Source organism: Mucilaginibacter terrae, assembly GCF_042679325.1.
GTDB lineage: Bacteria > Bacteroidota > Bacteroidia > Sphingobacteriales > Sphingobacteriaceae > Mucilaginibacter > Mucilaginibacter terrae.
This window is the reverse complement of record NZ_JBHTMJ010000017.1, coordinates 218234-231978: the sequence shown is the minus strand read 5'-3', so window position 1 is coordinate 231978 and position 13745 is coordinate 218234. Positions and strand designations below refer to the sequence as shown.

13 protein-coding genes and 1 pseudogene are annotated in these 13745 nt (G+C 39.4%); 12 read left to right on the top strand and 2 right to left on the bottom strand.

The features are described 5' to 3' along the window. The first annotated feature begins 191 nt into the window (after window positions 1-191). From ACFQ3S_RS17230 to porV, 11 genes are all read left to right on the top strand, one after another. Window positions 192-2108 carry an O-antigen ligase family protein gene (locus tag ACFQ3S_RS17230; protein ID WP_377166752.1) on the top strand — a complete coding sequence of 639 codons (1917 nt, stop codon included), beginning with the start codon at window positions 192-194 and terminating at the stop codon, window positions 2106-2108. Window positions 2109-2117: 9 nt separating this feature from the next. Then, window positions 2118-3647 carry a transglutaminase domain-containing protein gene (locus tag ACFQ3S_RS17225; protein WP_377166750.1) on the top strand — a complete coding sequence of 510 codons (1530 nt, stop codon included), beginning with the start codon at window positions 2118-2120 and terminating at the stop codon, window positions 3645-3647. Window positions 3648-3696: 49 nt separating this feature from the next. Continuing rightward, the gene (locus ACFQ3S_RS17220; protein WP_377166748.1) at window positions 3697-4560 is read left to right on the top strand and encodes a hypothetical protein; all 864 of its coding nucleotides are present in this window, start codon (window positions 3697-3699) and stop codon (window positions 4558-4560) included. A gap of 16 nt (window positions 4561-4576) precedes the next feature. Beyond that, window positions 4577-6019: a tetratricopeptide repeat protein gene (locus ACFQ3S_RS17215; RefSeq protein WP_377166746.1), complete on the top strand. Its 1443-nt coding sequence runs from the start codon at window positions 4577-4579 to the stop codon at window positions 6017-6019. Between the two features lie 11 nt (window positions 6020-6030). Next, window positions 6031-7092 (top strand): hypothetical protein, encoded by a 1062-nt coding sequence (locus tag ACFQ3S_RS17210; RefSeq protein WP_377166744.1) that lies wholly within the window; start codon window positions 6031-6033, stop codon window positions 7090-7092. Between the two features lie 20 nt (window positions 7093-7112). Further along, a complete protein-coding gene (locus tag ACFQ3S_RS17205; RefSeq protein WP_377166742.1) occupies window positions 7113-7652 on the top strand; it encodes a hypothetical protein in 540 nt (179 codons plus the stop codon). A 61-nt stretch (window positions 7653-7713) separates the two neighbouring features. Beyond that, entirely contained in the window at window positions 7714-7983 is a 270-nt protein-coding gene (locus ACFQ3S_RS17200; protein ID WP_377166740.1) for a hypothetical protein, read from the top strand. Window positions 7984-8147: 164 nt separating this feature from the next. Next, entirely contained in the window at window positions 8148-8675 is a 528-nt protein-coding gene (locus ACFQ3S_RS17195) for a hypothetical protein (RefSeq protein ID WP_377166738.1), read from the top strand. A 340-nt stretch (window positions 8676-9015) separates the two neighbouring features. Beyond that, window positions 9016-10140 (top strand): hypothetical protein, encoded by a 1125-nt coding sequence (locus ACFQ3S_RS17190; RefSeq protein WP_377166736.1) that lies wholly within the window; start codon window positions 9016-9018, stop codon window positions 10138-10140. A gap of 23 nt (window positions 10141-10163) precedes the next feature. Then, window positions 10164-10634: a hypothetical protein gene (locus ACFQ3S_RS17185; protein ID WP_377166734.1), complete on the top strand. Its 471-nt coding sequence runs from the start codon at window positions 10164-10166 to the stop codon at window positions 10632-10634. Window positions 10635-10924: 290 nt separating this feature from the next. Beyond that, window positions 10925-12073, top strand: coding sequence for a type IX secretion system outer membrane channel protein PorV (gene porV / locus ACFQ3S_RS17180; RefSeq protein WP_377166732.1), 1149 nt, complete (start codon window positions 10925-10927; stop codon window positions 12071-12073). Window positions 12074-12168: 95 nt separating this feature from the next. Here porV and ACFQ3S_RS17175 read toward each other — a convergent pair. Further along, a pseudogene (locus tag ACFQ3S_RS17175) lies at window positions 12169-12345 on the bottom strand (site-specific integrase); the annotation flags it as partial. Between the two features lie 254 nt (window positions 12346-12599). Between ACFQ3S_RS17175 and ACFQ3S_RS17170 the strand changes: the two are divergent. Next, the gene (locus ACFQ3S_RS17170) at window positions 12600-12947 is read left to right on the top strand and encodes a hypothetical protein (RefSeq protein ID WP_377166730.1); all 348 of its coding nucleotides are present in this window, start codon (window positions 12600-12602) and stop codon (window positions 12945-12947) included. A 2-nt stretch (window positions 12948-12949) separates the two neighbouring features. Here ACFQ3S_RS17170 and ACFQ3S_RS17165 read toward each other — a convergent pair whose 3' ends face one another. Next, window positions 12950-13573, bottom strand: coding sequence for a hypothetical protein (locus ACFQ3S_RS17165; RefSeq protein ID WP_377166728.1), 624 nt, complete (start codon window positions 13571-13573; stop codon window positions 12950-12952). Window positions 13574-13745 lie beyond the last annotated feature (172 nt).

Genomic DNA, 13745 nt, shown 5'->3' with positions numbered 1-13745 from the left:
TGCGAGAGAGTGGGGCTTACTTTCATTAAATTGTCTTCACCATGATTATAATAATAGCTACAAATTTTTTTTAATGGTGGTGATAGATATTAGAAAGTATTTCCTTATCTATGTATCGGGTTTGTGTCTGCATAAATCCTGTCGAAGACGAATATTTATACCAATAAAACTTAAATTACCTTTTCATTAAAATGCTGCCTAATGCCGGTTCGCTAAATTTTTCCAAGCCTGTTTCAGGTTTGTTTTTTTCTATTATAACGGGTTTGCTCATTTGTGCAGGTTTAGTAACCAGTGGTGCACTTATATACAGGTCACTCACCACACATTTTCTATTTATCTTTTTATGCGCTATATTGTTTGTATGTACCGGACTTTATCAAATCCGTTCAAAGCAGCCAATTTTGTACAGCCTCCCCATCACCATCACAGGCATTTTGCTATTTTATACGATATACAATTCTTACGCGGTTTCTGAACTTTTAACATACAGGCATATTTATATATTGTGCGGCTATGGTTTGTTTATTGTCGTTTATTATTTATTCGATCAGCAACTTATCAGGAGTTCGTTTCTTTTTACTTCAATGTGGGCGTTTGCTTCTTTAGAGGCATTTGTATGTTTGTTACAATATGCAGGAATAGTCGAAAGTTTAAATTCTTATTTTGCCGTAACAGGGACGTGGAATAATCCTAATATTACGGCAATTTTCCTAGCAATTTCAATTCCCTCCCTTATTTTTGTTATCCTGAACCCTGGCCGTATTCCCCGGTATATTATCACTATAAGTGTTCTTCTGATTGTACTGGCATTGTTCAGTTTGAAATGCCGTACTGCCCTGTTAGGAGCCGGGCTTGTTATGATGCTATGCGGACATTACCAATATAACATCATTGGTCGGTTAAAAGCTGCTGTGAAAAAGAACAACCTGATTTTAGTAGGTGTGGTTTTATTATTTATAACAGGGTGCCTGTTTATATATAAAGCGAAACAGTCGTCGTCGGATGGCAGGTTGTTTATCTGGAAACTATCCTTGTTGATGGCGGCTGACCAGCCATTAACTGGTTACGGATATGGAACCTTCGAAAGAAATTATAACCTCTACCAACAGCATTATATAGCCGACGGCAGAGCAACGCCAAAGGAACTCCGAAATGCGGGCAATGTTAATATGGCTTATAATGAATTATTTGAAAACCTCGTTGAAGGCGGTTTAATAGGGACCATTCTAATTGTTGCTTTGCTGGTGACTCTGTTAAAGTTACCTGCCAATATTCTAATTTCGGCAAAGTCGACGACTGATAAAGTAGTTAAGCAAAGGCTTGCTACTGGAATAAGTTCAAGCCAGTTAGCTTATGCGGGTATTGCCGCTTTCATCCTGATGGGGGTTACCAATTTTGCGATCCAGGCGATTCCGGTATATATAATTTTCCTTTTTTACGCTGGCATGCTTGCTGCAAATGCGCAGGTGCTTACGGCCGATACCGTTGCACTTGGTAAGACTGTAACTAAAAATAGTGTCATGCCTGTATTTACCGGAATGATAATACTGCTGGCAGGGTTAATTATCTTATACCATCAAATACCTGTAGCACAGGCTCAATTAAAGAATAAATATGCATCTGAGCTTTCGAAAGCAGGTAAATTTAAACAGGCTGAAACTATACTAGTTGGATTAAAAACAAAGCTGTATAATTCGGAAGCCTACTGGAGAATACTGGCGAACGCGCAAGTAAAACAAAAAAAATACCAGGCGGCTCTTATCTCTTATAAAAATGCACAGCGGCTTACCTCAAATCCCGACACCTATCATGAATCTGCCCGTTGTTACAAAGCATTAGGCATGTTGAAAGATGCTGAAAAATCTTATTTGATAGCGAAAAATATGGAACCAACCCGTTTCCTGCACCGCTACGCCCTCATGGAGCTTTATACGACGACAGGTCAGCGAGATGCCTCCCTTCATATGGCAGATGAAATCTTGGGCTTGAAAGCAAAAGTGCCTTCGGAACAGGTTTATTTCTATAAGGCGGAGGCCAGAAAGTTGATCGGTCTCAGGACGGCGGAAAAGCATATAGAATTGCCATTCATGAATAAATACCAGCGATAACCTCTCCGTATGAAAAAAACCTTACTTATCTATTTACTTCTTTGCCCTGTAATACTCTTGGCACAATCCGTTAAAAAATATCCTGCGGAAGTAGAAAGAGTGCTAAATAAAGCAGGGAAAAACAGGACAGAGTTAGAAAAAGCACTTAAACACTACGGCACTTTAGGCGACCCGTTAAAACTCCAAGCTGTTAAATTTTTGATTGCTAATATGGACATCCATTATTCATCAAGTTATTATTGGGCTGACAGCGCAGGTAAGCGTGTTAATTATAATGAACTTGATTACAAGACATTCAATAGTGCTTTGGCTGCGTTTGACTCCGTTAAAAAGATAACCCCAGGCATCCATCCGCAAGCCTATAGATATGCTGATGTTGACTCTGTCAAAGCTTCATTTTTAATTGAAAACATTGAACGAGCTTTCGCTGTGCGTAATTACCCTGCGGCAAAAAATCTTTCATTCAAGGATTTTTGTGAATATGTACTACCATACAGGGTAAGTGTCGAACCCTTACAAAATTGGCGAAGTGTCTACTCCAAAAGATTTGCCTGGTTACAAGACAGCACACGTAAGAAGGATACAGAAACCGCTCTTTATTATTTGGCCAAAGATTTAAAATTATGGTTTACCAATACCTGGGGAGTCGAACAGAAAACGGAGCCCCTTCCACGGCTTGGCGCTATCCAACTGCTTAACCGGCAAAAAGGTAGTTGTGACGATATTTCTGTCTTGGAAGTATTCACTTTGCGATCACAAGGGTATCCCGCAGCGGTAAATGTTGTGCCGTATTGGGCGACATCAACAGGTACACATTTTTTCAACAATACTTTCAACAAACAAATGGTTCCGATACCTTTTGATGCTTCTTCCGCCGAAGTTAAAATCAATAAGTTCCCGAGGGAACCATCTAAAATTATTCGTGAAACATATTCAAGACAGCCCGGCACGTTAGCTTCGTTTAAATCAAATAATGAGATACCTAGCGGCTTTATGCGTAGTGTAAATTACATTGATGTTACCAGCCTGCATTTCGAAACTCAGGACGTGATTTGTAAAATTGAAACTCCGCCGGTTAATCAAAGCGTTGCTTATGCCTATGTATTTAATGGTGGTACTTGGCGCCCTACTTGGTGGGGATCTGTAAAAGATGGAAAGGTTATATTTAAAGATATGTGTAAGGGCGCTGTGTTTTTACCGGCTTATTATATAGGGGGCAAGCATCAACCAGCCGGTTATCCGGTAGCTGCGGGAATCAATGGCCAGCTAACCTTACAGCCTGATACACTTCAAAAGCGCACAATCACCATTATGTGGCAGGAACAATACTTGGTATTCAGACCTGGTAAAAAATACAAGTTGTTCTATTGGGATAATCAATGGAAAATGGTTGGAGAAAACACCGCTGGTGAAAAAACTACTGAAATGGACTTTGAAGGTGTCCCTTTGAATGCACTTTTACTATTACGTCCTGAATATTCTGAGGGCAAAGAGCGGCCATTTACCATTGATAAGGACGGAAAGCGGCAATGGTGGTAATTTCAAGTCATCTATAATTAATCTTTACACAATCAATCCTTAAACACTTATGAGAAAACAAATTTTTACTTTCTTTTTGATCGTTGGATTTTCACCTCTTTGCCTATTTGCACAACAAAGCAGCACAAAGCAGGAAGAATTAGACGCATTTTTTTTAAGCAAAGTCAAAGAAAGTGCGCAAGCGGAAGCTTGGGCAATGGCCGGTGTGTCCATGGCATCAAACAAAGAGAACACAACCCCTGGGCTCAAAAAGAAACTCTACGATATTTTTTATGAGCAACGCCTGCAAACGGCAGAAGCGATGCTTAAATTTAAGTTAGGACCTCAACTTCAAGGCAGGCTTGATAGCATTATGATGCGCACAGATTCCCTCAGCCGTATTCTTTTGCAACAAACCGCTCCATTAAAAGGCAATTCACAGTTTGCTGCCGCTTCAAGAATGAGGAAAGAACTTAAACTAAGCCAGGTTCAGATAGACGCGTTGACTGCTGCTGCCGGTAAAATGAAGCAAGCAGAAGCAAGTTTCAAAACCACTACAGTAGGTGTTAAGTTTAGTCCAAAAGCTTATGAAGCCGAACACATGCCTAAAATACTCACAGAAGCACAATACGTGAAATTCCTACTGGTAAAAAACAATGACTTGGCATTAAAATATGCGGTATCAGATTGGAAGGAATTAAAGCAACGCGGATTAGCAAGTGGTTTAGATAGCGCCACAAGTGTAAAAGATATGATGGTGCATAACTCCAATCGCCAATTAATAAAAGACCGATTTGCAAATGACCCTGTGCAATATAGTATCGCCATTGCTGCCTTAAAGAATATGCCTGAACCAATGGAAAGGCTCAAAGCGGCAAAAAGATTAAAAAATCCGACTGGTGAAAATGTAATGAAAAACTCATTCACCTGGTAATTCAAAACTATGTAGAATGAGAGTTTCTATTTATATAATCGTGTTTTTGAGCATGTCAGGCAGCCTGGCAGCACAGAACAAAATTTTTAGGCCGGTATCAGGAATGATTGAGGCAGAAACAAGGTTAAATCCCAAGAGCCCGGCTTATGATCCTAAAAAATCAGTAGATCTGTACATCGCAGAAGCCCAGGCCGGTAATAAAAGAGCCATGAATATCTTGGGTGTACTGTATAGCTTGGGCAACGGTACGCCGATTAATGGCAAAGAGGCTGTTAAATGGTTTAGCCAAGCCGCTAAAAACGGATATAGCCGTTCCTGGTTTAATCTTGGGTTGATATATAAACAAGGCCTTGTAGTAGACCAGGATTTTGAGAAAGCCTGCAAATACTTTGAACAAGGTAGTTTAAAAAATCAACCTTCGGCGTATTATGGCTTAGGCTTTATGCACTATAAAGGTTTGGGCTGTGCCCAAAGCTACCCTATTGCCGTAAGCTTATTTAAGCGCGGGGCATCATTAGGCAGTATGGGCGCTATGTATATGCTTGGTTTATGCTATCGCAATGGATATGGCTTGCCTGCTAATTTGGATAGTGCACGTTACTGGCTAAGTAAGGCAGCTAAAGGCGGATATGATAGGGCTAACGACGAATTGCAGGTTTTAACGCCGGAAAATCTAAGCCCTAAAACAGCGATTAGGAGCGAAATGAACGCTATAAAGAAAGGGGTTGCTATGCAAGCATCTTCCCAGGTTTCAGGCGTTAATTACCTGCCCAGATCAAAAGATTTGACAGGCAAATTTACAGGAACGGTGTTCACTTACGACTGGAGCGGCCAGCATATAGTTAGCCAGGAAAAATTGGTTTGGGAGATAACCGGCCGCGACAGTTTATACCGGGTGAAGTGGAAGGAAAATGAAAAAACAATGCTTACCTTCTCCCTTTATCAGCAAGATACGGTCTTAAATCTTGAAGACAATACCGGCCTTATAGAGCGTACCGACCATTACAGCCCTATAAAACCTGTTGGCTTCGAATTACGCCGGGGCAGTTTAACACTCCAGAAAAAGGGTGATTCCATTTTACTGGCTGGACCGTTGCAGTTTTGGTCTGTTCAGCGTAACGAACCCGAGAAGCCTGTATTCGTATCGTTAGTTAGACCATCAGAAGAAAAAGCTGCTGATAAAGCAGTGGTTGTAAACACCAACATTAGTCGGTTTAAAGCATGGCCTAACCCTTTTGCCACCAGTTTTGAAGTCTCCTTTGAAGCAAAGCGTTCAGGGGTAGCCGATATGTTGCTTGTAGATAGGATGGGTAATATTGTTTACCGGGACCGCAGCATAAGGGTACTTGCAGGTATCAATAATGTAAGGGTAAATACCGCTCCTGCAATGTTAGGGACGTATATACTCTCCATCACAAGCAATGGAGAGCATTTAAGCACAACCATGATTAAACAATAATTTTTGGAGCAATGAAAAAACTAATACTGATTATAATTTTGCTTACCGGGATATATCCTTATCTTAACCAAAACGGATTACATGTTAGTGCTTTTTATAAAGCTAATGCGCAGCAAGTAGGTGAAGAACTACCCGGAGAAGCCTGTACGCAGGGCAACTCATCTCGTACTATGGTTTTAGAGGGCTTTGGAATACGAACCTGGGAAGTTTGCCGTTGGACTGAGGATTGCGAGACAGGCGACGAGGTAGAAGATAGCCGTGATTGTCATCAAGAAATTGAAAATATTGAAACAGAGCCCGGCGATGATCCGCCACCAGAAGATCCTCCTTACGATCCACCAACTGGCGGAGGTGGCGGCGGTGGTGGTGGAGGTGGCGGCCCGACACCCAATCCGGATTGCCCTCCTTCGGCACAAGCGGCGGGTACGGCAGCAACAAATGTTATTAATAAAACAGATGTCCAAAACCGTATAGCTGAATTAAGTCCTATCACAAGTAATGAAAAGGGGTTCCCTATCCAAAATAATGGCGGCACGTATACTGCCTCCCCAATTACACAAATGACTGGTAGCGGTGGTACATTTTCTGTATTCGGAAATTCGGTCGCAGATGTGCATACACATGAAAATAATAATGCTCCCTCGGCACAAGATATATTTAGGCTTGGAAGTATAAACAATCAACTACCAACGTTTAAGACTTCTTATACAAGGGGATTAGATGGCTCAATGTATGCGATAACCGTTACAGACGCCACAAAACTACATAATTGGGTAGCAGCACACCCTGGTTCAGTAAATTCTTCTGATCATAACTTCTCGGCCACTTCATCTTTAGGGGCAGATTTCTTTAACGTCCAACAACATATGATGAGCAACGGTTCTACACCGTTTCAAGCATTTGAAAGGTCAACCGCATATATTTTGAATAACGCAGGTATAACGCTCCTTAAAGCTCCAGCTGGTTCTAATACATTTACAAAAATAGGCTATGTGACAGTAAAGGACCCGTATGGAAATGATCAACTTAACATGGATGGTACTCCTGTTTTACGGATTTCAGATTGTCCATGATAAAACATTAAATAACTTATATGAAAACATATCATCTAATAATCCTCGTGATACTCTTTGCATCTTGTAAAACATCACGAAAAGCACAGGTCATTGTACCTCATATTGATTACAGCAAAAAAGTAATCAGAACAGTAGACCCTAATCAACCGATTCCCAATTATCAATCACTTTCAACATTTAATGGTGACACAGCCAAATATTTGAAAGTGAATTTTATTGATAGGCAGGAAGCCTATATAAATAAGAAGTTAGATGTTTTATTAAAAGACATGGAAGTTCCTATTACTAAATTTGTGGCGGTATTAGATCAATCTACTTTTAAGACGAGCACACTTGTGTATTTAAATATTGACAACTATAGAGAACAGACAAAAAAAATAGAAACTAAAAATGAACCATCGGTGATAATTATAAATTGGAAAAAGCCAATAGCCGCAGATTCAACGATAGCTATAATGCGTAGTACACAAGGTCTTTGGAACGCTGCGGCAAAACAATATTTCGGCAATCAAACAATTGGCTCAATTGAAAAAATTATTGTAAAACCAATCCAGTGAGATAGGAAGGGTTCAAGCTTGTTTGCGATTTAAATAATTCATTAATGAAATAATTAAAGATTTGGAAATACCTATTTCAAATTATCTTAGTCCGAGTCCTGCCGTATTAGACATTAATCCTGGAACTTACTTTTTTTTCGATAAATATTTAATCAGGATAAATAAAGTAAATGCCGGGGTAAAGATGGTTACACTTTACATCACTTGGAAGGTTCCCTTACAAAATGGAACAACGACTGAAGTTTTAAGAGTAAGCCCCAGATGGGCTAAAAAGGCAATTGACTACTACGGACAACAAATCGTAGGTGATGTAAAAATTATAAATCGATAATGCTGTTACCCGTGTCTGATTAAGATTTTAAATCCCTTAGTTTCATAATTTGAGATTGATTCATGACTTAAAACGAGCAGATAGCTTTCAATTAAGCATCTGCTCGTTTCATGATTTACATACTTTAAAAAACACAGCTATTTTACTGAATAAGTTATATAACCGTGAAATATAAACTCATCCTGCTATTTGCACTCTTCATATCCTGTAAAACAATTAAAAAAGACGGGCCAATTGATGTAATTGTCAAAACCGTACCCCGCATTAAGCCTGTTCCGAAAGGACCTGTGCCTGCATACAAGCCGCTGTCAACTTACAACGGCGATACATTAAACTATGTAAAGCAAAACTTTATAGACCGAAGGGCGGCTTATATTGATAAACCGCTGAGCATACTCCTGAAAGACCTTGAGTTAACGGTCAAAGATTTTTCCTCCGGAAGTGCTGGTGTTAATCCTAATGAAGATATAGTACTCTCTCTGGAGTTTTATAGTTACCTTCAAAAGAAGTCCAAAATTGCGGCTAAAACAACCCCATCAACGATCATCATCAATTGGAAAACGCCATTGCCTGTTACAGAAACAATCCCCTTTATTAAAAAAGGAAAATGGTCTGATGAAGCGCAGGCTTATTTTGGCAAGCAGTTAGTGGCGGATATAGATATGGAAGACTATGGGTTTGATAAAAAATAGTTATTGAATCAGGATAATATATAGGAGAAAAAGGAAGCGTTAAAAATCCCATTCAACGGGCAGATAGCTTTCTAAAAAAGCCTCTGCAAAAATCCATGCTAATAATTAAGATAATATAACCGTGAAATATATACCTTTCCTGATATTTGCACTCTTCATGTCCTGCAAGACAGTTAAAACTGACGGGCCAATTAATGTGGTTGTTAAAACGGCACCTCCGTACAGGGCCTGTGCCTATTTATAGGCCGCTGTGGTCCTCCAACGGCAATACATTAAACTATGTAGAACAAAACTTTATAGACTGAAGCACAACCATGATTAAACAATGATTTTTGGAGCAATGAAAAAACTAATACTGATTATAATTTTGCTTACCGGGATATATCCTTATCTTAACCAAGACGGATTACATGTTAGTGCTTTTTATAAAGCTAATGCGCAGGAAGTAGGTGAAGAACTACCCGGAGAAGCCTGTGTGCAGGGCAACTCATCTCGTACTATGGTTTTAGAGGGCTTTGGAATACAAACCTGGGAAGTTTGCCGTTGGACTGAAGATTGCGAGACAGGCGACGAGGTAGAAGATAGCCGTGATTGTCATCAAGAAATTGTAAATATTGAAACAGAGCCCGGCGATGATCCGCCACCAGAAGATCCTCCTTACGATCCACCAACTGGTGGAGGTGGTGGCGGCGGTGGCGGCGGTGGCAATCCGCCCACCCCTTTAAGAACCGACCCTTGTAGCCAAGCCGCCAAAAATGCTGCCGCAGCAGCCAAAGCCATGGTTGATAGCCCTCACCCTTCTGTGAGCGGGGGCTTAAACGATCTAAAGAATTACGCAGGTAACACGGCCAACCCCGAATATGGCATGGGCTTTTATAAAAATACCACAACCGGCGAAGTAACAGGAAGTACGCCAACCAGCTCAACGGGTTCAACCACTTCGCAAACGAGTATAAATTTAACTCCCCCGCCTGGTACCGTAGCCGTAGGAATTGGGCATGACCATAGTGGTGGATGGGCACAATCGGCAGGTGATATTTATGCCTTACAAACGGCTCATACGGCTTACCCAACAGCAAACAGCAGTTTTGTGGTTGGTCCCAATGGGCAGCAGTATGCCATGGTGGTTGTTAATGCTTCAGCATTGGATGCTTTTACTGCTCAATATCCGAAAGCTAATAATGTGGATGGTGTTGGGAATTTTTTACCTGGAAGTACCTTAGCAACTGATTATAATGCGGTATATTCAAGCATTACATTATCTTACCAAAACAGCAATAGCAATTTATCGCCGGAAGAAATCAGAATTGAAGCACATAATGCGGCAATGGCATATATTTTAGAAAGTCGAAATACAGGTTTAGCATTATATGAAAAAATTGGTGATGATTACAAAGTTATAAAAGCAAATAAAGAAACTGGTTCGGATGGTACGGTAACTTTTGAAAGGCGACCATGTTTTTAAATGTTAATTAATTCTATTAAACAATGAAATATCAAATCACTATAATAATTATTTTATTTATAACATGTTCTTGTTCTATTCAGCGCCGAACACATGTTAAAGGTTACATGTCTTTAACTAAGTTTAGAGGTGATACATCCGCTTATATTAAAACTAATTTTATTGATCATAAAGAGCGATATTTAGGTAAGCCATTGCAGGTTTTTCTTAATGACTGGGATTTACCAATAAAATCATATTTGATTGGCCCTGGAGCCAATCTTGCAATTGACTACATCAGTATATCTGCGAACACTAATAACGAGATAAATCAAATGTTGGGGGACGATAAGAAGTATAAAATGGTTACTGCAATTTGGAAAACATCCTTAAAAGATGTAGAACTTAATAAAGTTATAAAACAAAGTCAACTGGCTTGGACAGATGAAGCTAAGGCATACTTTGGTAAGCAAATAATTACTGACTTAAAGCTTGATGATTACCTTAGAAAATAAGTTTAATGAGACAAATTGCTCTTGTATGGTTTATTTTATTTTCGTGTATGGCTCGGTGAAAGCTCAAGGCACACCAAAGGCTATATTCCCCTTGGCAAAGTTTCCTTATCAGGGGGAAATTTTGATGCTAATCAAATACAGATTTAGGCTCATAACATAACTACCCATGTGTTTAATTGTAATCACATGGGTGGTTGCGATGTTAAAAAAAAGAAGCAGTTAAGCAGATTTATAACGTAGCATTTTAAGATCAAACTTAAAACAGGTTTTAGAAATTATTATACAAATAAGTGAGAATTAAATTTACCCTGCTTTTTATTACCACCCTATTTTACACCCTATCGCAAGGTCAGACAACAAGTGGTACCTATACAAATGGCAGCAATTCGAATGCTATTCCAACTGCGGTATCATTCCTGAATATTTCACCTGATGCACAATCGGGAGGCATGGGGGATGCTGGAGTTGCAACCATGCCTAATGTTAATGCTAACTACTGGAATCCATCAAAACTGGTTTTTATAGACAATGGCAGCGAACTGTCATTGTCTTACAGTCCGTGGTTACGTCGTATCACACCAGATGCCAACCTCGCTTACTTGAGCTTTGCGCATCGGCTTGATGAGCGAAATGCCATTGGCGCTTCTTTCCGGTATTTAAATTTAGGCAGGGCTGATCTTTTTGATGGTAACGAAAACGAAACTGGTTATTTTCGGCCTTATGAACTATCACTAGACATTGCATTAGCAAGAAAATTCGGTGAAAATTTTTCCATAGGTCTATCTCTTAGATACATCCATTCTTCCCTCACGAGCGGGTTGTTAACTCAAGGGCAGCAAGCAAGACCCGGAAATTCTTTAGCGACTGATGTTTCTCTTTATTTCCGGAGTCAAACGCTACAATTTGGCAAAGATGCCGTCTTTGCTTTAGGTTTGAACATATCGAATATAGGATCAAAACTAAGCTACACTGACTTAGGACAAAAATACTTCCTCCCAACAAATTTAAAAATTGGTGTATCCAATATATGGTTTTTAGACGAGTACAGCCAATTGATGGTAGGTTTAGATTTGAATAAACTGCTGGTGCCAACACCTCCTGTTCGTGATCAAAATGGTTCTGTTATTGAAGGAGAAGATGATAACAAGTCAGTCCCTGCCGGTATCTTTGGTTCTTTTGGCGATGCACCTGGAGGGTTGAAGGAAGAATTTCAGGAGATCAGCTTTTCACCGGCTTTTGAATATTGGTATGACAAAAAATTTGCTGTAAGGGTTGGTTACCTTTACGAAAATCCGAAGAAGGGCAATCGGCAATACATGACTTTAGGAACAGGGTTCAAGTATAAACAACTCACTATAGATTTTTCATATCTCTTAGCCAGTCAGGAAAGCAGTCCGTTAGCTAATACTCTGCGGCTTTCGCTTGGCTATCATTTTTAGAATAGCGATAGTAATTGACCCTAACAGTTGCTCAAATAAAATAAAGCAAAGAGGCTAATCATATCTTGTTTACGATTTAGCCCCTTTGCTTTCAACTAACCGATCACAGCATCTAATGCCTCGTCCGCTTTTTTGTGTGAAAAGTTTAATTGGTAAATCATCGTCGTTAGGATGGACTCGTGCCTATACATTTTTTGCAAAACTATAGGGTGTATTTCCTTTTCTTCGGCGCGTTGGGCAAAGGTATGCCGGGTTTGATGCCGCGACGCATTCTTTGTGCTGCCAAAAACTTCATAATCTTTTTCATTTCTTTATTTATTCCTGAAACGGCGTGGAGATTTGCCGTTAAGATAGTTTTGCACTTGATACTTCTATGTCAGTAAAAAAAAGAGCTTTTGTGAAGAATTAGAGGAACCTAAACTTTTAGTATTTGTTGGTTAATTCAAAAATAGTTATATTTTTGCTCGTCATTTTCCTGTTGACAACAAAAATTTTATAAGTTATGGGTAGTGTTAAATCAAAAAGAATGTCAAGAACCAGAGGGAGAAAAGCGACTTCCTTAAGTCCGAAACATTCTGCCTTAGCATCATACTTAGCCGAACGAAATGCCCAAGGCATTATTTACAAGGTAAGAACTCATGCGCATCAATCGAAAGGAATGAGCATGTCTAAAGAACCTTTGTTAAAAACAAGGCTTTCCCACACAATTTATCTTATAAATCGCTTTATGGATGAAAACTTCGCTAAGCAGCCTACCTCGGATCAACCTGAAGCGCTTAATCTGTTTATCGATTTTAAGAGTATGACGAAAGATCAGCGTTCAGAGCAATTTGAAGCAATTCAAAAGAGGTTTATTTCTTTAGGTCATAGATAAATCTAGCCGAACTTTAGCATAAGGTATTTAGACATTATCTTGTAATTTTTTGACCGTTTGTTTAATTTAAAATAACCGCCCCAAGCAAAGCCATGATCAGCCCAAATTTTCTGACCTTCAGAGGTAGATAGTAGCATCAGTAAATCGGGGTACAAAGAAAATAAATCTTTACTGTAAACCTGAGCAAGCCCTTTCAAGAGTTTTTTGTATTTAGCAAGCGCTGTTTTTCCCATTGTAAATCCAACTTTTGCCCAAGTGATGTGTCCATTATAGCCAGGATAGTCTTTGCCTCCCTGTGCAAATAAGTGGATTTCTTCAAACCCTTTATCCATAGCTTCCTCAACCTGGTTTTCAGCCATTTTTAAACCTAAGTCTTGTCCTGTCTTGAAAGCATTAACGACATCGTTTACGATGATTTTCTCTTTATAGTTAATAGTGACTGCAAGTTCGATTAAGTCAGTAGTTATTTCAATTACGATGTAGCTTGGGCTATAAAGTGGAACAAATCTTTTTGCTTTCTTAAAATCAAAATGGGAATGCGCCCCATACACCCCTGTAAGCCGTAGTATAGAATTAAAATCATATCCAGTAATTTTTCTGCAATTCGCAGGGGTCAATGTCTCCATTCAGGCTAAAAAGGTTGAACCCGCAATATATTAAAAACAGCCATATTAGCCGTAAAATCATTTGAAAATCAGGACACATTTAAGTTTATTTCTTGGTATTTAGAAAATGAAAGATTGGCGAAATATGATTACCCGGCTCTGACAAGCGAGCAATTTATCTTATGCCATTACA

Bases quoted from the DNA above. Each gene is read 5' to 3' on its own strand.
- ACFQ3S_RS17190 (WP_377166736.1), top strand. From the start codon at position 9,016: ATGAAAAAACTAATACTGATTATAATTTTGCTTACCGGGATATATCCT.
- ACFQ3S_RS17225 (WP_377166750.1), top strand. From the start codon at position 2,118: ATGAAAAAAACCTTACTTATCTATTTACTTCTTTGCCCTGTAATACTC.
- ACFQ3S_RS17210 (WP_377166744.1), top strand. From the start codon at position 6,031: ATGAAAAAACTAATACTGATTATAATTTTGCTTACCGGGATATATCCT.
- ACFQ3S_RS17220 (WP_377166748.1), top strand. From the start codon at position 3,697: ATGAGAAAACAAATTTTTACTTTCTTTTTGATCGTTGGATTTTCACCT.
- ACFQ3S_RS17170 (WP_377166730.1), top strand. From the start codon at position 12,600: ATGTCAAGAACCAGAGGGAGAAAAGCGACTTCCTTAAGTCCGAAACAT.
- ACFQ3S_RS17215 (WP_377166746.1), top strand. From the start codon at position 4,577: ATGAGAGTTTCTATTTATATAATCGTGTTTTTGAGCATGTCAGGCAGC.
- ACFQ3S_RS17205 (WP_377166742.1), top strand. From the start codon at position 7,113: ATGAAAACATATCATCTAATAATCCTCGTGATACTCTTTGCATCTTGT.
- ACFQ3S_RS17185 (WP_377166734.1), top strand. From the start codon at position 10,164: ATGAAATATCAAATCACTATAATAATTATTTTATTTATAACATGTTCT.
- ACFQ3S_RS17230 (WP_377166752.1), top strand. From the start codon at position 192: ATGCTGCCTAATGCCGGTTCGCTAAATTTTTCCAAGCCTGTTTCAGGT.
- ACFQ3S_RS17165 (WP_377166728.1), bottom strand. From the start codon at position 13,573: ATGGAGACATTGACCCCTGCGAATTGCAGAAAAATTACTGGATATGAT.